The following is a 17,390-nucleotide window of genomic DNA, read 5'->3' as shown; positions in this document are numbered from 1 at the left end:
CTCCCGCGCCCGGGCCCGGCGCTGGCCCCGCACGGCGCGCTCGGGCTGGCCGGCGTCAAGCGCACAGCCCCCTGCGTTGGCCAGGGCTGCGGCCGGCGTGCGGTAACCCGGCGCGGCAACCGCCCGGTCGAACAGTGGCAGCGCCTCGGTGGCGCGGCCATGACCACATAACCAAGCGCCATAGTTGTTGAGCACCTCGCCGCTGTCCGGCGCCAGTTCGGCCGCCTTCTGGAACAGCGGACCGGCGGCGGCATCGTCACCGCGCCGGTTGGCCAGCGCCGCCAGCATGATGTAGGCATCCGGCCGGCCCGCGTCGAGCTTGAGCGCGCTTCGGGCGCGCTTTTCGGAAGCATCCAGCGCTCCGGCGCGGAACGCCTCGGCCGACAATGTCATCTGGTCCTGGTAGCTGACCCGGCGACGGGTGTCAGCGTTGTCGCGCGCCACATATTCGGGCGCTACGCCCAACGGAGCGGTCATGGGTTTGACGCCTTTGTTGCCACACCCGGCGAGTGCCAGCGCGACGAAAAAAACGGCTGGCAATCGGCGGTCAGGCAGCGGCATCCCGGTTTTTCCCGTCCTGGAGCGTTTTGTTGAACTCGGCCTGGCGGCGGGTACGATCCATCACCTGGCCCTTGAGCTGGCCACAGGCGGCATCGATGTCGTCGCCACGGGTCCGCCGCACCATCGTCAGCACCTGCTGGTCGAGCAGGATCTTCTGGAAGGCGCGGATCTCCGCGTCACCGGAGCGCTCATAGCGGGTACCGGGGAACGGATTGAACGGAATCAGGTTGACCTTGCCCGAATGCGAGGCCTGTACGGCATTGTCGAACTGGCGCATCAGCCGCGCCAGCTGGCGGGCGTGCTCGGGCTGGTCGTTGATGCCCTTCATCAGGGTGTATTCGAAGGTGACCGATTCGCGGCGCTTGTTCGCACGCAGGTAGCGCGCGCACGAGGCCATCAGTTCCACGATCGGGTACTTCTTGTTGAGCGGCACCAGGGTCTCGCGCAGCGCATCGTTCGGCGCATGCAGCGACACCGCCAGCGACACATCGCTTTCGGCCGACAGGCGGTCGATCTGCGGCACCAGGCCGGAGGTCGACAGGGTCACGCGCTTGTTGGCCAGGCCGTAGCCCAGGTCGTCGCGCATCACGCTCATGGCGCGCACGACGTTGTCGAAATTCATCAACGGCTCGCCCATGCCCATCATCACCACGTTGGTGAGGCGACGCTGCTTGTGCGGGATGTTGCCCAGGTGGCGCGCCGCCACCCACACCTGCCCGATGATCTCGGCGGTGGAAAGGTTGCGGTTGAAGCCCTGGGTGGCGGTGGAGCAGAACGTGCAGTTCAGTGCACAGCCCACCTGCGACGACACGCACAGCGTGCCGCGGTTCTTGTCCGGAATGTAGACCGCTTCGATCGCGTTCTTGCCATCGGTGCCCATGGCCAGCAGCCACTTGTGGGTACCGTCGGCCGACGGCTTGTCGAAGACGATGTTCGGCACGCGGACTTCGGCGTGCTGCTGCAGCTTGCTGCGCAGCGCCTTGCCCAGGTCGGTCATCTGGTCGAAATCGGTGACGTAGTGGTGGTGGATCCACTTCATGACCTGGTGGGCACGGTAGCGCGCTTCGCCGAGTGTCTCGGCGAAGAAGCGCTCCAATCCCTCGCGATCGAGGTCGAGCAGGTTCTGCTTGGCCACCGGCGCGCCCTGGGCGAGCACGATGGGGATGGCGTTGGGCTGTACGACCTCGTTCACGGCATTACTCTCAGCGCGAGACCACTTCGGTCGCGGCGAAGAAGTACGCGATTTCAATCGCGGCATTCTCGACCGAGTCCGAGCCGTGGGCGGCATTGGCATCGATGGAATCGGCGAAGTCGGCGCGGATGGTGCCCGGCGCAGCGTCCTTCGGATTGGTGGCGCCCAGCAGGTCGCGGTGGGCCAGCACGGCGTTGTCGCCTTCCAGCGCCTGGATCATCACCGGGCCGGAGATCATGAACTCGACCAGCGCGTTGAAGAACGGACGCTCCTTGTGCACGGCGTAGAAGCCTTCGGCTTCACGGCGCGACAGCTGCTTGTACTTGGCAGCCACGACCTTCAGGCCAGCCTTTTCGAAGCGGGCGTAGATTTCACCGATGACGTTCTTGGCGACGGCGTCCGGCTTGATGATGGAAAGGGTGCGCTCCAGCGCCATGGGAATTCTCCGTTGGGCGGGCCACTGATCGGCCCGAGAGTAACATGAAAAAAACCCGCGTCGAAACGCGGGCTTAGCCTATATACGTGGCGTGATTCTACAACCTCTCGGTACGTCTTGCCACGCCCTGCGCGGCAACCTCGCGCTGGCGGCGACTGCCCGCCGTTCAGGTTGATGGGCATGAACGAGGACCAACATCTTGTGCGTCGCAGCATGCCAGCGGCGATGCCGGGGTCTAATATCAAACAATCGTTTGATTGAACCCCTACCCCGCCCATGGCCAAACCCGCCCACTTCTCCACCAAGGACCGCATTCTCGGCGCCGCCGAGGAGCTGTTCGCCCTGCACGGGTTCGCCGGGACATCGCTGCGCCAGGTGACCAGCCAGGCCGATGTGAACATCGCCGCGGTGAATTACCACTTCGGATCCAAGGAAAACCTGGTCAACGAGGTGTTCCGCCGGCGCATGGACGAAATGACCGCCGCCCGGCTGTCGCAGCTGGACACCGCCCGGCGCGACCACCCCGGGCAGCTGCGGCCGGTGCTGGCTGCGTTCGTCGAACCGGCGCTGGCCATGGCCCAGGACCGCCAGACCGGGGGCGCGTTCGTGCGTGTCATCGCCCGCGCGTACGCGGAGAAGAACGACAACCTGCGCAAGTTCCTCTCCGACCACTACGGCCACGTCCTGCGCGAGTTCGGCAAAGCGATCGCCGCCAGCGTGCCGGGCCTCAGCAAGGAAGAGCTGTATTGGCGACTGGACTTCCTGGCCGGCGCACTCACGTACGCCATGGCCGATTTCGGGCTGATCAAGCGACCCGCCGGTGTCACCGAAGCGGCGCATCGTGCCCATGCAGCCCAGGAACTGATCCATTTCGCCGAAGCCGGTTTCCGCGCCAGCGCGGCTACCGCCCCTGCGGCGGCGACCCTTGCCACCCCGTAACGCCGGGCCCCATATCACCCCCGTAGAGCCGGGCCCTGCCCGGCTTCCAGACCAACAAAGGCTTATCGACATGTCCAATTCCCTGCTAGTCCGCCGCGCCGCCGTGCTGGGTGCCGGCGTCATGGGTGCCCAGATCGCGGCCCACCTGACCAATGCCGGCGTCGACACCGTGCTGTTCGACCTTCCCGCCAAGGAAGGTCCTGCCGACGGCATCGTGCTCAAGGCCATCGCCAACCTGGGCAAGCTCAGCCCTGCCCCGCTGGCCAGCAAGTCCTACGCCGAAGCGATCACCCCGGCCAACTATGAAACCGGCCTGGAGCAGCTGCGCGACTGCGACCTGATCATTGAAGCCATCGCCGAACGGATGGACTGGAAGCAGGACCTGTACAAGAAGATCGCCCCGTTCGTGGCCGATCATGCCGTGCTGGCCTCCAATACCTCCGGCCTGGGCATCAACAAGCTCGCCGACGTACTGCCCGAACAGCTGCGCCACCGCTTCTGCGGCGTGCATTTCTTCAACCCGCCGCGCTACATGCACCTGGCCGAGCTGATCCCGGCCACCACCACCGACGCCGCCGTGCTGGAAGGCCTGGAAAGCTTCCTGGTCACCACGCTGGGCAAGGGCGTGGTGTACGCCAAGGACACCCCGAACTTCATCGGCAACCGCATCGGCGTGTTCTCGATCCTGTCCACCATCTTCCACACCCAGCAGTACGGCCTGGGCTTCGATGAAGTCGATGGCTTGACCGGCCCGCTGGTCGGCCGCCCGAAGTCGGCCACCTACCGCACCTCGGACGTGGTCGGCCTGGACACCATGGCCCACGTCATCAAGACGATGGGCGACACCCTGCCCAACGACCCGTGGCACCAGTACTTCGCCTCGCCGAAGTGGCTGGATGCGCTGATCGCCAAGGGTGCGCTGGGCCAGAAGACCGGCGCCGGCATCTTCCGCAAGGTCGGCAAGGACATCGTGGTGCTGGACCTGGAAAAGCAGGACTACCGCGCTGCCGATCGCACCGCTGCCCCGGAAGTGGTCGAGATCCTGAAGATCAAGAACCCGGCCGAGAAGTTTGCCAAGCTGCGCGAAAGCCAGCACCCGCAGGCGCAGTTCCTGTGGGCGACCTTCCGCGACCTGTTCCATTACAGCGCCTACCACCTGGCCGACATCGCCGAAACCGCGCGCGACGTCGACCTGGCCATCCGCTGGGGCTACGGCTGGTCGCTGGGCCCGTTCGAAACCTGGCAGGCCGCCGGCTGGAAGCAGGTCGCGCAGTGGATCGCCGATGACATCGTGGCCGGCAAGAGCATGAGCAACGCCCCGCTGCCGGACTGGGTGTTCGATGGCCGCGACGGCGTGCATGCCGCCGAAGGCAGCTACAGCCCGACCCGCAACGCCAAGCTGCCGCGTTCGGCGCTGCCGGTGTACCAGCGCCAGCGCTTCCCGGATCCGCTGCTGGGCGAAACCTTCAGCCCGGGCGAAACCGTGTTCGAGAACGACGGCGTGCGCATGTGGCACGACGGCGACGGCATCGCCGTGGTCAGCTTCAAGACCAAGATGAACACCGTGTCCGACCACGTGCTCAACGGCCTGCAGGAAGCCATCAAGCGCGCCGAGCAGGGCTTCAAGGGGCTGGTGATCTGGCAGCAGAAGGAACCCTTCTCCGCCGGTGCCGACCTGGCCGGCGCGCTCGGCCTGCTGCAGGCCGGCAAGGTCGACCAGTTCGAAGAAATGGTGCACAACTTCCAGCGCACCAGCCAGGCCATCAAGTACGCGCTGGTGCCGGTGGTGACCGCCGTGCGCGGGCTGGCCCTGGGCGGCGGCTGCGAATTCCAGATGCACAGCGCCAAGAGCGTGGCCGCACTGGAAAGCTACATCGGCCTGGTCGAAGCCGGCGTCGGCCTGCTGCCGGCCGGTGGTGGCCTGAAGGAACTGGCGGTACGCGCCTCCCAGGCCGCTGGCCCGGGCGGTGATGTATTCGCCGAACTGAAGAAGACCTTCGAAACCGTGGCCATGGCCAAGGTCTCCAACTCCGCGGTCAACGCCAAGGAACTGGGCCTGATGCGCGCCACCGACAAGGTGGTGTTCAACAGCTTCGAAGCGCTGCATATCGCCAAGGCCGAAGTGCAGGCGCTGGCCGAAGGCGGCTACCGTCCGCCGATGCCGGCCCGCCGCATCCAGGTGGCCGGTGACGTGGGTATCGCTACCTTCAAGATGATGCTGGTGAACATGCTCGAGGGCCGTTTCATCAGCCCGTACGACTACGAAATCGCCGTGCGTATCGCCACCGTGCTGTGTGGTGGCGAAGTGGACCGCGGCACGCTGGTGGATGAAGAGTGGCTGCTGACCCTGGAGCGCAAGCACTTCGTCGAACTGGCCCAGCAGGAAAAGACCCAGGCCCGCATCGCGCACATGCTGAAGACCGGCAAGCCGCTGCGCAACTGACCCATAAGAGACCACCACAATGACCAAGCAGATCCAGGACGCCTACATCGTCGCCGCCACCCGTACCCCGGTTGGCAAGGCGCCCAAGGGCGTGTTCCGCAATACCCGTCCCGACGACATGCTGGCCCACGTGCTCAAGTCCGTGGTCGCGCAGGCACCGGGCATCGACGTCAACCGCATCGATGACGCCATCATCGGCTGCGCCATGCCCGAAGCCGAGCAGGGCATGAACGTGGCGCGCATCGGCGTGCTGCTGGCCGGCCTGCCGGACACCATCGCCGCGCAGACCGTCAACCGCTTCTGCTCGTCCGGCCTGCAGGCCGTGGCGATGGCAGCCGACCAGATCCGTCTCGGCAACGCCGACCTGATGCTGGCCGGCGGCACCGAATCGATGTCGATGGTGCCGATGATGGGCAACAAGATCGCGATGGCGCCGAGCGTGTTCGACAACGACCACGTGGCCATCGCCTACGGCATGGGCATCACCGCCGAGAAGGTCGCCGAGGAATGGAAGGTTTCCCGCGAAGAGCAGGATGCGTTCGCCCTGGCCTCGCACCAGAAGGCCATCGCCGCAATCCAGAACGGCGACTTCAAGGATGAGATCAGCCCGTATGACGTGCGCACCCGCCAGCCGGACCTGGCCGACGGCCGCCGCATCATCACCCGCGACCGCATCGTCGACACCGACGAAGGCCCGCGCCTGGACTCGTCCGCCGAAGGCCTGGCCAAGCTGCGCCCGGTGTTCCGCAACGGCCAGTTCGGCGGCACGGTGACCGCCGGCAACTCCTCGCAGATGAGCGACGGCGCCGGTGCGGTGCTGCTGGCATCGGAACAGGCGGTCAAGGACTACGGCCTGAAGCCGCTGGCCCGCTTCGTGAGTTTCTCGGTCGCCGGTGTGCGCCCGGAAGTGATGGGCATCGGCCCGATCGCGGCCATTCCCAAGGCGCTCAAGCAGGCTGGCCTGACCCAGGACCAGCTGGACTGGATCGAGCTCAATGAAGCGTTCGCCGCGCAGTCGCTGGCGGTGATCCGTGATTGCGGGCTGGACCCGTCCAAGGTCAACCCGCTGGGCGGCGCCATCGCACTGGGCCACCCGCTGGGCGCCACCGGCGCGATCCGGACCGCCACGCTGCTGCATGGCCTGCGCCGTCGCCAGCAGAAGTACGGCATGGTCACCATGTGCATCGGCACCGGCATGGGCGCAGCGGGTATTTTCGAATCGCTGTGATCCGGGATCCAGGTACCGACCAACGGTCGGTACCTGCCGGCCGGAAGAGATGGCCGCCTGCCGTTGGCAGGCGGGCGGAGAAGCAAAAAGGCGACCCGTCCGGGTCGCCTTTTTCATGCGCGTGCATGGGCCACGGGGCTTACCCCTCGTCTTCTTCCAGCATCTGCGCCAGCTTCTCGCGCGCCGGCTTGCCCAGTTTGTGGCTTTCCAGCGCGAAGCGGATGGTGGCTTCCACCAGCCCGAGGTGGGTGCCGCAGTCGAACCGGGTACCTTCGAAACGGTACGCGTTGACCTCTTCGGTTTTCAGCAGGTCGGCAATGGCGTCGGTCAGCTGGATCTCACCGCCCGCGCCCTTGCCGGTGGCTTCAAGCAGTTCGAAGATCTTGGGGCTGAGCACGTAGCGGCCAACCACGGCCAGATCGCTCGGCGCGTCTTCCGGCTTGGGTTTTTCCACGATCTGCGCGATGCGCCCCTTGCGGCCGTCGAAGGCCTCGGTCGCCACGATGCCGTAGCTGGCCGTGTTCTCGTGGGGCACGTCTTCAACCGCAATCACGCTGGCGCCCGTGGCCTGGTTGAGATCGGCCATCTGCTTGAGGGCGCCGTCGCCGCGGTTCCAGATCAGGTCGTCGGGCAGCAGCACCGCGAACGGCTCGTCGCCCACCACGGATTTGGCACACAGCACCGCATGGCCCAGGCCCAGCGCTTCGGTCTGGGTCACGAACACCGCGCGCACGCCTTCCGGCAGCACGTTGCGCACCAGTTCCAGCAGCTCGGTCTTGCCCGCGCGCTCGAGCTTCTGCTCCAGCTCGTACGCCTTGTCGAAATAATCCGCGACCGCGTGCTTGTAACGATTGGTGACAAAGATCAGGGTGTCGCACCCTGCTTCGATCGCCTCATCGACGGCGTACTGGATCAACGGCCGGTCGATGATCGGCAGCATTTCCTTGGGAACCGTCTTGGTTGCGGGAAGGAACCGGGTGCCCAGCCCCGCCACCGGGAAAACCGCCTTGCGAATGCGCTTGTTCGTCACAGCCTGTTGGCCTCTCGTGCCGGAAAGGGAAGCACCTTAGCCGACTCGACGTGAGATTCGTGTTGCAACGGCGCAAATTCCGGCATGGTAGCGAACAGGATGCTGTTGATCGCATCGGTATCGTAGTTGGCGATGGCCTCGCGCAGGCGCGGCACATTGCCCAGCACCTGCTCGCGGGCGAAGGTGCGCACACCGGCCTCGAGGATCTTGGGATGCGCGGTCGGGCGGTAGTCCTCGTCCGAATAGAACAGGGTCTCGTGCAGCTTTTCGCCGGGACGAAGGCCGGTGTAGATGATGGCGATGTCCTTGTACGGCTGCTTGCCGGCCAGGCGGATCATCTGCTCAGCCAGCACCCGGATCGGCACCGGTTCGCCCATGTCGAGCGTATAGATCGCGCCGTGCGAGGCTGATGCCGCCGCCTGCAGGATCAGCTGGCAGGCTTCGGGAATCGTCATGAAGTAACGGGTTACTTCCGGGTCGGTGACCGTGACCGGGCCGCCCTTGAGGATCTGCTCGCGGAACACCGGCACCACGCTGCCCGCCGAGGCGAGCACGTTGCCGAAGCGCACGGTGACGAAGCGGGTATGGCTGGTCTTCTGGTCCAGGCTCTGGCAGATCATCTCGGCATAGCGCTTGCTGGCACCCAGGGCGTTGACCGGGTCAACCGCCTTGTCGGTGGAGATGAACACGAAATGTTCGATCCGCGCTTCCACGCAGGCACGGGCCACCGTTTCGGTGGACAGGATGTTGTTGCGCACCGCTTCGCGCAGCTGCCGTTCCAGCACGGGCACCTGCTTGTAGGCCGCCGCATGGAACACCGCATCCACCTGCGACAGCGACAAGGCGTGGCGGATCACCGCCGGGTCGCCGCAGTCACCCAGTACCACCTCCACGACCAGGTCGGGGAAGCTGCGCTTGAGTTCGGCTTCGATGGTGAGCAGCAGCAGCTCGCTCATTTCCAGCAGTACGACCCGCCCTGCCCCGTGGCGCGCGCACTGACGGCACAGTTCCGAGCCGATCGAACCACCGGCGCCGGTCACCAGCACGGTGCGCCCGCCCAGCCAGCCGCGGATCAGCGACCAGTCCGGCAGGATCGGCTTGCGCCCGAGCAGGTCCTCGATCGCCACTTCCTTCAGCTCACCGGGCAGCGAATGGCCCAGCAGCACGTCATTGAGCTTGGGCACCATGCGGAACGGCACCCCGGTGCTTTCGCAGATGGCCACCACCCGCTGCATGCCGGCGGCATCCAGCGACGGAATGGCAATCACCAGCAGCTTGGCCGCGGTTTCGCGTACCACCGAGGCGGCATCGTCCAGGGTGCCCAGGATAGGCAGGCCCTGAAGCTTCGCCCCCTGCAGGTGCGGCGCGTCGTCGAGCAGGCCCACCGGCTCGAAATCCCCCGACCGGCGCAGGTCGCGGACCAGCGCTTCGGCAGCCTGGCCGGCGCCCAGGATGAGCACCCGGCGCGCGGTCGCATCCGACTGCAGCGCCTGGTAGTCCTTCCATGCCCGGTACAGCAGGCGGGGCGCGCCCAGCAGGGCCGACAGCGCGAAGGGATAGATCACCAGCACCGACATCGGCACGCCATTGAAGCGCTTGTAGGCCAGCACCACCACGATGGCCAGCAACCCGATGAAGCTGGATTTGAAGATGTGCAGCAGGTCGGCCACGCTGGCGAACCGCCACAGCCCCCGGTACAGGCCCACGCGCCAGAAGACGATCGCCTGGATTACCAGCACCAGCGAGGTATCGATGTTCCACAGCGGCAACGAGGGAGCATCGGCCAGCATCGAATAGCGGCCGGCATGCAGCAACTGCCAGCACGCCCAGACCATGAACAGGTCGTGGGCCACGATGGCGGCACGGGGAAGCAGACTCGTGAAACGGTCCTGCCAAGGCGTCATAAAGCAAACAATCCTTCTAGTAGCGCATTCCATTGCGCAGGAGCAGCCAAAGACCGGTCGCGAGGAACATCCACGCTACGGCTACGGCAGCCTCCCACCTCGGCTGCAAATACGTGCAAGCATTAAACACTGTAATACTGAACAGACCAAAAACAAAGTACGTCCCTGTAACCGAAGTGTGCGTTGCACCACTTTTGACGGCACGTTGGTACAGATGTTGGGTGTGGGGCTCCATCCATCTTTGCCCCGACAGCATGCGCGAAAGCAGTGTGAAGCCAGCGTCCACGAGGAAAGCCGTCAGCGGCACCAGCAGCAGCAGCCACGAGATGTCGGTTGCCACGCTGGCCAGGCAGACCAAGGCTGCGACGGCATAACCTAACGCCCCGCTGCCCACATCGCCCATGAAGATCCTTGCATTCGGAAAATTGAACGGCAGGAAACCAAGGCAGGCCAGTGCCAGGACAATCCCGGCCAACGCCAGCGGACCCGGCAGGACCAGCGCGAACGCGGCGCCGGCCAGAACGGCCTGGCTGGTCGCGATCCCGTTGATCCCATCCATGAAGTTCCAGATGTTGATCAGGGATGTCGTAAACAGCAGCGCCAGCAGCGCCTGCCAGGGGTTGCCCGTTGCCTCCCAGACCAGACCTGCCAGCAGGCCGGCGGCCAGCAGATGGACCAGCAACCGGCGCACCGCCGGCAGCGGCCGGTGGTCGTCCCACCAACCGATCCCGGCCACCAGCACCAGGCCCAGCCCCGACACCAGCAACGGCGTCCGGGCGCCCGGCCAGATGACCGCCGCCGCGGCCAGCGCCAGCAGCAGGGTCACCACGATGGCAATGCCGCCCCCGCGCGGGGTCGCCACGACATGGCTGCGGCGTTCCCCGGGCTGGTCGAACAGCTTGCGCCGCAGCGCGTACCGGCGGGCGCACCACGTGAGCACCGCCGCCACCGCCAGTACGGCTGGCAGCCCCATCCACCACGCCGCCGGCATGGCTCAGAGCACCGCGTAGTTCAACAGCGGCTTGACCGTACCCCACTCCTTGCAGCTGGGGCATTGCCAGTGGTGGGTCCGCGCACCGAAGCCACAGCGCGTGCAGCGATAGGCCGGATTGCGGACCAGCAGCTGGTCGGTGATGTGCTTGAGGTCATGCAGGGTGGCGGTGGAATCGGCACCTTCGGCCAGGGTCAGGTCGATCAATGCCGACTCGCCGCGTACCGACGGGCGATCCTTCAGCTGCCGGCCGAGATAGGCGCGTGCCGGAGCTACGCCCTCCTGCTCTTCCATCAACTGGGTCAGGGCCAGTACCGGGGCGATGCCGCGATAGTGCTCGGTCATTTCCGACAGGAACGCGCGCGCGCCGCCCAGATCGCCCACTTTGCGGTAGTTCTGCATCAACGGCTGCAGCACCTCGGGCAGGTATTCGGGATCGTTGCGGGCGGCCCGCTCGAACGCGCGCACGGCGGCTTCGGCATTGCCGGCATCGGTTTCCAGGCGTCCTTCAATGATGCCGGCACGCACCGACATCGCATCGGCCTGGTAGGCACGGGCAATGGCCGCGCGGGCTTCATCGATCTTGCCGGCGCCACGGAAGCGTTCGGCCAGCTCGCACTCGAACTGCCCCACCAGCTTGCCCATCGGCTCGCCGGTGACTTCTTCGTAACGGGTGGCGTTGTCGATCGCCTTTTCCCAGTCGCGTTCGGCCTGGTAGATGCCGATAAGGTGCTTGAGCGCCTGCGGGGCGCGCTGGTCGATCTGGGCCAGTTCGGTAAAGACCGTTTCGGCACGGTCGAGCAGGCCCGACTTCATGTAGTCCTCGCCCAGCGCCAGCAGGGCCTGGACGCGCTGTGCGTCGCTGAGGTCGGTACGGTTGACCAGCCCCTGGTGCAGGCGGATGGCGCGATCAACCTCGCCCCGGCGGCGGAACAGGTGGCCCAGCGCGACCTGGGTTTCGAAGGTTTCCTTGTCCAGCTCGGCAATGTGCAGGAACAGTTCGATGGCCTTGTCGGGCTGCTCGTTGAGCAGGTAGTTCAAGCCACGGAAGTAGGTGCTGGACAGGTGGCTGACCTGGTTGTCGCCATGGCGCTGGCCACCGCGACGGCCGATCACCCAGCCCGACAGTGCTGCCAGCGGTAGGAACAGGAAAAACCAGAACCACTCGGATACAAATTCCATCGGCGCTCAACGTCCGTCGAAAGGTGAAGAAGAAGACGCCACGGGGGCGGCGGCCGGAGCCGCTTTCTGCGCTTTGCGCAGTCGGGAATACAACGGAATCACCAGCCCCACCAGGACGAGCCCGGCACCGATGATCGCACCGGTCAACAGGGCCACGGTAATGGCCAGGCCGGTGCTGGAATGGATGGCAGTGAACCCCAGGTTGAGGGTCATGTCCTGCGAATTGAGGGCACCGATGACGAGCCCGGCCACCAGCACGGCGAGCAGGATCAACAGACGTGCGACTTTCATTGTGGCAGCTCCCATTCCCTTTGAGGTAGAGAGTAGCGGACTAACCATCCGCTCTACTAGGCCGGATCGCTTTCCAGCGGCACCACGGCGCTTACGCGCTCACGGAGTTCCTTGCCCGGCTTGAAATGCGGGACATGCTTGCCCGGCAGTGCGACCGATTCCCCGGTCTTGGGGTTGCGCCCCAGCCGCGGCGGCCGGTAGTGCAACGAAAAACTGCCGAACCCGCGGATCTCGATGCGATCCCCGCCGGCCAGCGCCCCGCCCATCATTTCCAGCAACGACTTCACCGCCAGATCGACATCGTCCGACTTCAGATGCGCCTGTCGGCGCGCCAGGATTTCGATCAACTCGGATTTGGTCATTGCGGACTCGCGTCGAGGGTCTCAAACCCTGAAACGGCCCGGACAATTGTCCGGGCCGTCCAGGAAACTACTGCTACGGGTAAAGGCCGATTACTCGGACTTGTTGCCGTTCAGCTGTGCACGCAGCAGCGCGCCGAGCTGGGTGGTGCCGCTGGAAGCCGAAGAGGACTGGTATTCCTCCAGCACTTCGCGCATTTCCGCGTCGTCCTTGGCCTTGATCGACAGCTGCAGGGTACGACCCTTGCGATCCATGCCCACGAACTTCGCTTCAACCTTGTCGCCGACCTTCAGGAACTGGGTCGCGTCGTCGACGCGCTCGTTGGCAACGTCACGCGCAGCGACATAGCCTTCGATGCCGTCAGCCAGTTCGATGGTAGCGCCCTTGGCGTCCACTTCCTTGACCACGCCTTCGACCTTCGAACCCTTCGGGTTGGCAGCCATGTACTGACCGAACGGATCCTGCTCCAGCTGCTTGACGCCCAGGCTGATGCGCTCGCGCTCCGGATCGACGGCCAGGACGACGGCGTCCAGGTTGTCGCCCTTCTTGAAGTTGCGGACCACGTCTTCGCCGGTGGTGTTCCAGCTGATGTCGGACAGGTGCACCAGGCCATCAATACCGCCGTCCAGGCCGATGAAGATGCCGAAGTCGGTGATCGACTTGATCTGGCCCGACACCTTGTCGCCCTTCTTGTGGATGGCAGCGAAGGTTTCCCACGGATTGGCGGCAACCTGCTTCATGCCCAGCGAGATGCGGCGACGCTCCTCGTCGACGTCCAGGACCATGACTTCAACTTCGTCACCGACCTGCACAACCTTGGACGGGTTGACGTTCTTGTTGGTCCAATCCATCTCGGAGACGTGCACCAGGCCTTCGACGCCCGGCTCGATCTCGACGAATGCGCCGTAATCGGTGACGTTGGAGACCTTGCCGAACACGCGGCTGTTGGCCGGGTAACGACGGGCGATGTTGTCCCACGGATCCTCGCCCAGCTGCTTCAGGCCGAGCGAAACGCGGTTGCGCTCGCGGTCGAACTTCAGCACGCGCACGTCCAGCTCGTCGCCGACGTTCACGACTTCGGACGGGTGGCGCACGCGCTTCCAGGCCATGTCGGTGATGTGCAGCAGGCCGTCGATGCCGCCCAGGTCCACGAATGCGCCGTAATCGGTCAGGTTCTTGACGACACCCTTCAGGATCGCGCCTTCCTGCAGCTTGTCCATCAGCTGCTCGCGCTCTTCCGAGTGCTCGCTTTCGACGACAGCGCGGCGCGAGACCACGACGTTGTTACGCTTGCGGTCCAGCTTGATGAGCTTGAATTCCAGCTCCTTGCCTTCCAGGTAGGCCGGGTCGCGCACCGGGCGCACATCCACCAGCGAACCGGGCAGGAACGCGCGGACATCCTTGATGTCCACGGTGAAACCACCCTTGACCTTGCCGCTGATGCGACCGGTGATGGTTTCGTTCTTTTCCAGGGCTTCTTCCAGCTCGTCCCACACCATGGCGCGCTTGGCTTTCTCGCGCGACAGGACGGTTTCACCGAAGCCGTTCTCGATCGAGTCGAGGGCGACCTTGACGACATCGCCTTCGGCGACGTCGATTTCGCCGGCGTCGTTACGGAACTGTTCGATCGGCACGATGCCTTCGGACTTCAGGCCGGCGTTGATCACCACGACGTCGCCGCGGACTTCAACGACAACACCGCTGACGATGGCGCCCGGCTTCAGCTTGGCCAGATTGGCCTGGCTGGCTTCAAACAGTTCGGCAAATGATTCGGTCATTAGATTTACTCTGTTGGACACATGGGCATTGGTCCCCGCGAGGGTTCCGTTTACTGCCCGCCTGTTGGTCGACCCCGGAAACGCAGGTCGTGTGTGAAGTAGGAAAACCGCCACGCATCATTGCGGGACGGAGCTTTTACTGCATTGCATTGGTGCGACTACCGCCGATGGATTGGCGGCCTCCTTGCCACGGATCAGGCACCCGAAACCGGAAGCAGATCCAGTACCTTGGCAACGACTTCGTCGATGCCGATACCACTGGTGTCGATGACGACGGCATCGTCTGCCGGCTTCAGGGGCGCCACTGTGCGCTGTGCATCACGGGCGTCGCGGGCCATGATCTCGCGCAGGAGGTCATCAAAGTTAACAGAAACCCCCTTGTCTTTCAACTGGTTATGCCGGCGCTCGGCGCGCTCCTCGGCACTGGCCGTCAGGAAGACCTTGAATGGGGCGTCGGGGAAGATGACCGTGCCCATGTCCCGCCCGTCGGCCACCAAGCCCGGGAGAACCCTGAATGCGCGTTGACGCTCCTTAAGTGCGGCGCGGACCTCGGGAATGGCGGCAATGGCCGAGGCCAGGGCCCCGGTGGTTTCCAGCCGAAGCTCGTCGGTGGCGTCGGTCTCATTGACGATGACACGCAGGCTGCCGTCGTCGGCCTCGACGAAGCGGACATGGGTGTCGAAGGTGCAGCGGACCAGCGCCGAGGCGTCGGAGGTGTCGATATCGGCCCAGCTGGCGGCGACGCCCACGGCGCGGTACAGGGCGCCCGAATCCAGGTAATGCCAGCCCAGCCGGCGTGCGACAATGCGGCTGACGGTCCCCTTGCCGGCCCCGGACGGGCCGTCGATGGTGAGCACGGGAGAAGGCTGGTTCATGGGGTTCCCTGTGGATTTGACCCCCCATTCTAGCCCCTGCCCGGCCCCCTCCAAGACATTTTTAGTGCAAGCACTTGAAAGGATGGAAAAAAGCCCGGTAGAATGGCGGGCTTGAACGGGCGTCACCTGCCGATTGTCATCTGCATATCGCGGCCGCGCTCCAACCGAATCCACGTTTACGCCGAGGTATGCAATGAAAGTCCTGTCTTCCCTGAAGTCGGCCAAGTCCCGTCACCGTGACTGCAAGGTCGTCCGTCGTCGCGGCAAGATCTTCGTGATCTGCAAGTCGAACCCGCGTTTCAAGGCTCGCCAGCGCTGAGCCTGGGCCGTCGCGGCCACCGGTCGCGACCTGCCTGAATAAAAAGCCGCCTCCGGGCGGTTTTTTATTGCCAATTTTGTTGTAATCGCCGGGTGCGCCACGACCGCCGGTCGTGGCTGCCTTGCCGGATTCACGGCAGGTCACGACCGTTGGTCTGACTGCCTTGCCGGATTCACGGCAGGTCACGACCGTTGGTCTGACTGCCTTGCCGGATTCACGGTAGGTCACGACCGTTGGTCGTGACTCCATTCTTGATAACTGGGGAGTAGATCGAGATGAAGCGTTACCTGACCACACTGCCGTTGCTTGCCCTGCTGGCCTGCGCCAGCGCCCACGCCGACACCCTGTTGATCGACCGCACCAAGGAACAGGTGGCGCCGGTGGTGCCGGTGCGCGGCGAGACCACCAGCCAGGTCCTGAGCCGCTTCGGTGAGCCCAGCGAGAAGCTGGAGCCGCGCGGCGGCCAGAAGCGCCAGTGGCCGACCATCAACCGCTGGGTCTACCCGATGTTCACCGTCTACTTCGAGAAGCAGAAGGTGATCGACGTGGTGGCCAACAAGGCTGACAGCAACGAAGTCGGCCCGAAGCCGCCGATCCGCTGATCCATCAGAACGCCCGCCGCCCGGCGGGCCATCGCACCGAGACCATGAACGATACGCTCCGCTTTCCGGCCGAATGGGAATCCCAGTCCGCCATCCTGATCGCCTGGCCCCACGCCGACACCGACTGGGCCGACCGCCTGGGTGACGTCGAGGACACCTACATCGCGCTGGTCGCGGCCATCACCCGCTTCCAGCCGGTGGTGATCATCGTGGCCGATGACGACCTGGAGGCGTACGCCGACGCGCGCCTGCGCTCCAACCGGATCGACACCGACCGCGTGCGTTTCGTCACCGCGCCGTACGACGACACCTGGCTGCGCGATTCGGGCCCGATCACGCTGCGCCGCGCCGACGGCGGCTTCCGCCTGCTGGACTTCCGCTTCACCGGCTGGGGCGGCAAGTTCGAGGCCAGCCTGGACGACCAGCTGGTGGGCGTGCTGCACGCCGCCAACCTGTTCGCCGACGCGGAGCTGCAGAGCATTCCGTTCGCGCTGGAAGGCGGCGCCATCGAAACCGACGGTGCGGGCACCCTGCTCACCACCTGGAAGTGCCTGCACGAACGCCACCCGGACCGGGATCGTGCGTCGCTGAGCGCGGACATGGCGAGCTGGCTGGCGCAGGACCGGGTGCTGTGGCTGGACCACGGCTACCTGGAAGGCGACGACACCGACGCGCACATCGACACGCTGGCGCGCTTCGCGTCGGTGGACAGCATTGTCTACCAGGCCTGCGATGACGCCAGCGATTCGCACCATGCCGAGCTGCAGGCGATGGGCAACGAACTGGCCGCGCTGCGCACCGCCGACGGCCAGCCGTACCGCCTGTTCCCGCTGCCGTGGGCACGCCCGGTGATCGACGAAGGCCGCCGCCTGGCCGCGTCCTACGCCAATTACCTGATCCTCAACGGGGCGGTGCTGATGCCCGCCTACGGCGACGTGGCCGACGACGCGGCACGCGACGTACTGGCCCAGGCCTACCCGGACCACGAGATCGTGCAGGTACCCTGCCGCTCGCTGATCTGGCAGAACGGCAGCCTGCACTGCATCACCATGCAGCTGCCGGCTGGGTTGCTTGCTTCTTGAAGCACGTCGGCATTCGATGATTTCCCTGGCGCCGGGCTTTTGCCCGGCGCTTTTGGTTTTGGGCGAACAGCCGGTGGGCACAGCATGACCTGAGCTGGGTCGGCGGGTGCGGGTTTGCGGGACACGCCGTAAACCCATCCATGGGGGCTTGGCAAAAACATCCATGTTTTTGACAGT

Annotated in this window: 16 protein-coding genes and 1 pseudogene; 6 read left to right on the top strand and 11 right to left on the bottom strand. The window is 65.2% G+C overall.

Annotation, left to right across the window (positions count from 1 at the left end):
• The 3 genes and pseudogenes from ACQG3P_RS15200 to ndk form a co-directional block, all read right to left on the bottom strand.
• Positions 1-561 (bottom strand): annotated as a pseudogene (locus ACQG3P_RS15200) (type IV pilus biogenesis/stability protein PilW); the annotation flags it as partial.
• A complete protein-coding gene (rlmN, locus tag ACQG3P_RS15195) occupies positions 548-1,753 on the bottom strand; it encodes a 23S rRNA (adenine(2503)-C(2))-methyltransferase RlmN (RefSeq protein WP_093534407.1) in 1,206 nt (401 codons plus the stop codon). The gene rlmN and the pseudogene ACQG3P_RS15200, both read right to left, overlap by 14 nt.
• A 10-nt stretch (positions 1,754-1,763) precedes the next feature.
• Positions 1,764-2,189 (bottom strand): nucleoside-diphosphate kinase, encoded by a 426-nt coding sequence (gene ndk / locus ACQG3P_RS15190; protein WP_068851305.1) that lies wholly within the window; start codon positions 2,187-2,189, stop codon positions 1,764-1,766.
• A 276-nt stretch (positions 2,190-2,465) separates the two neighbouring features.
• Here ndk and ACQG3P_RS15185 point away from each other — a divergent pair, with 276 nt between their 5' ends.
• The 3 genes from ACQG3P_RS15185 (at position 2,466) to ACQG3P_RS15175 (ending at position 6,799) form a co-directional block, all read left to right on the top strand.
• Entirely contained in the window at positions 2,466-3,128 is a 663-nt protein-coding gene (locus ACQG3P_RS15185; RefSeq protein WP_210132339.1) for a TetR/AcrR family transcriptional regulator, read from the top strand.
• A gap of 70 nt (positions 3,129-3,198) precedes the next feature.
• Entirely contained in the window at positions 3,199-5,571 is a 2,373-nt protein-coding gene (locus ACQG3P_RS15180; RefSeq protein WP_426805532.1) for a 3-hydroxyacyl-CoA dehydrogenase/enoyl-CoA hydratase family protein, read from the top strand.
• 19 nt (positions 5,572-5,590) lie between these two features.
• Positions 5,591-6,799, top strand: coding sequence for an acetyl-CoA C-acyltransferase (locus ACQG3P_RS15175; RefSeq protein WP_068851296.1), 1,209 nt, complete (start codon positions 5,591-5,593; stop codon positions 6,797-6,799).
• Positions 6,800-6,938: 139 nt separating this feature from the next.
• On the opposite strand, the gene galU is transcribed toward ACQG3P_RS15175, so the two are convergent.
• From galU to cmk, 8 genes are all read right to left on the bottom strand, one after another.
• A complete protein-coding gene (gene galU, locus ACQG3P_RS15170) occupies positions 6,939-7,829 on the bottom strand; it encodes a UTP--glucose-1-phosphate uridylyltransferase GalU (RefSeq protein WP_068851293.1) in 891 nt (296 codons plus the stop codon).
• Complete coding sequence (locus tag ACQG3P_RS15165) at positions 7,826-9,733, bottom strand: polysaccharide biosynthesis protein (protein ID WP_426805531.1); 1,908 nt, start codon at positions 9,731-9,733, stop codon at positions 7,826-7,828. The genes galU and ACQG3P_RS15165 overlap by 4 nt, the downstream gene beginning before the upstream one ends.
• Before the next feature lie 16 nt (positions 9,734-9,749).
• Complete coding sequence (locus ACQG3P_RS15160; protein ID WP_426805530.1) at positions 9,750-10,724, bottom strand: MraY family glycosyltransferase; 975 nt, start codon at positions 10,722-10,724, stop codon at positions 9,750-9,752.
• A 3-nt stretch (positions 10,725-10,727) separates the two neighbouring features.
• Positions 10,728-11,906 carry a lipopolysaccharide assembly protein LapB gene (gene lapB, locus ACQG3P_RS15155; protein WP_068851284.1) on the bottom strand — a complete coding sequence of 393 codons (1,179 nt, stop codon included), beginning with the start codon at positions 11,904-11,906 and terminating at the stop codon, positions 10,728-10,730.
• Positions 11,907-11,912: 6 nt separating this feature from the next.
• The gene (locus tag ACQG3P_RS15150) at positions 11,913-12,197 is read right to left on the bottom strand and encodes a LapA family protein (protein ID WP_320458539.1); all 285 of its coding nucleotides are present in this window, start codon (positions 12,195-12,197) and stop codon (positions 11,913-11,915) included.
• A 56-nt stretch (positions 12,198-12,253) separates the two neighbouring features.
• Positions 12,254-12,559 carry an integration host factor subunit beta gene (locus tag ACQG3P_RS15145; RefSeq protein ID WP_017355596.1) on the bottom strand — a complete coding sequence of 102 codons (306 nt, stop codon included), beginning with the start codon at positions 12,557-12,559 and terminating at the stop codon, positions 12,254-12,256.
• Positions 12,560-12,649: 90 nt separating this feature from the next.
• A complete protein-coding gene (gene rpsA / locus ACQG3P_RS15140) occupies positions 12,650-14,335 on the bottom strand; it encodes a 30S ribosomal protein S1 (protein WP_068851279.1) in 1,686 nt (561 codons plus the stop codon).
• Between the two features lie 194 nt (positions 14,336-14,529).
• Entirely contained in the window at positions 14,530-15,210 is a 681-nt protein-coding gene (gene cmk / locus ACQG3P_RS15135; protein WP_068851276.1) for a (d)CMP kinase, read from the bottom strand.
• A 193-nt stretch (positions 15,211-15,403) separates the two neighbouring features.
• Here cmk and ykgO point away from each other — a divergent pair, with 193 nt between their 5' ends.
• The 3 genes from ykgO to ACQG3P_RS15120 all read left to right on the top strand — a co-directional run bounded on the left by ykgO (position 15,404) and on the right by ACQG3P_RS15120 (position 17,213).
• Positions 15,404-15,529 (top strand): type B 50S ribosomal protein L36, encoded by a 126-nt coding sequence (gene ykgO / locus ACQG3P_RS15130; RefSeq protein WP_017355593.1) that lies wholly within the window; start codon positions 15,404-15,406, stop codon positions 15,527-15,529.
• A 275-nt stretch (positions 15,530-15,804) separates the two neighbouring features.
• On the top strand, positions 15,805-16,131 hold the full coding sequence (locus tag ACQG3P_RS15125) for a hypothetical protein (RefSeq protein WP_068851273.1): 327 nt from the start codon (positions 15,805-15,807) through the stop codon (positions 16,129-16,131).
• A 44-nt stretch (positions 16,132-16,175) separates the two neighbouring features.
• Positions 16,176-17,213, top strand: a complete 1,038-nt coding sequence (locus ACQG3P_RS15120; protein ID WP_426805529.1) for an agmatine deiminase family protein — start codon at positions 16,176-16,178, stop codon at positions 17,211-17,213.
• Positions 17,214-17,390: the final 177 nt, after the last annotated feature.

This window comes from Stenotrophomonas sp. SrG (genome assembly GCF_050031795.1).
Taxonomy (GTDB): domain Bacteria; phylum Pseudomonadota; class Gammaproteobacteria; order Xanthomonadales; family Xanthomonadaceae; genus Stenotrophomonas; species Stenotrophomonas rhizophila_A.
This window is presented reverse-complemented; position numbering and strand designations above follow the sequence as displayed.

Excerpts from the sequence above, each read along its gene's own strand:
- ndk (WP_068851305.1), bottom strand. The coding sequence starts at position 2,189 with ATGGCGCTGGAGCGCACCCTTTCCATCATCAAGCCGGACGCCGTCGCC.
- ACQG3P_RS15185 (WP_210132339.1), top strand. The coding sequence starts at position 2,466 with ATGGCCAAACCCGCCCACTTCTCCACCAAGGACCGCATTCTCGGCGCC.
- ACQG3P_RS15180 (WP_426805532.1), top strand. The coding sequence starts at position 3,199 with ATGTCCAATTCCCTGCTAGTCCGCCGCGCCGCCGTGCTGGGTGCCGGC.
- ACQG3P_RS15175 (WP_068851296.1), top strand. The coding sequence starts at position 5,591 with ATGACCAAGCAGATCCAGGACGCCTACATCGTCGCCGCCACCCGTACC.
- ACQG3P_RS15165 (WP_426805531.1), bottom strand. The coding sequence starts at position 9,733 with ATGACGCCTTGGCAGGACCGTTTCACGAGTCTGCTTCCCCGTGCCGCC.
- ACQG3P_RS15160 (WP_426805530.1), bottom strand. The coding sequence starts at position 10,724 with ATGCCGGCGGCGTGGTGGATGGGGCTGCCAGCCGTACTGGCGGTGGCG.
- lapB (WP_068851284.1), bottom strand. The coding sequence starts at position 11,906 with ATGGAATTTGTATCCGAGTGGTTCTGGTTTTTCCTGTTCCTACCGCTG.
- ACQG3P_RS15150 (WP_320458539.1), bottom strand. The coding sequence starts at position 12,197 with ATGAAAGTCGCACGTCTGTTGATCCTGCTCGCCGTGCTGGTGGCCGGG.
- ACQG3P_RS15145 (WP_017355596.1), bottom strand. The coding sequence starts at position 12,559 with ATGACCAAATCCGAGTTGATCGAAATCCTGGCGCGCCGACAGGCGCAT.
- rpsA (WP_068851279.1), bottom strand. The coding sequence starts at position 14,335 with ATGACCGAATCATTTGCCGAACTGTTTGAAGCCAGCCAGGCCAATCTG.
- cmk (WP_068851276.1), bottom strand. The coding sequence starts at position 15,210 with ATGAACCAGCCTTCTCCCGTGCTCACCATCGACGGCCCGTCCGGGGCC.
- ykgO (WP_017355593.1), top strand. The coding sequence starts at position 15,404 with ATGAAAGTCCTGTCTTCCCTGAAGTCGGCCAAGTCCCGTCACCGTGAC.
- ACQG3P_RS15125 (WP_068851273.1), top strand. The coding sequence starts at position 15,805 with ATGAAGCGTTACCTGACCACACTGCCGTTGCTTGCCCTGCTGGCCTGC.
- ACQG3P_RS15120 (WP_426805529.1), top strand. The coding sequence starts at position 16,176 with ATGAACGATACGCTCCGCTTTCCGGCCGAATGGGAATCCCAGTCCGCC.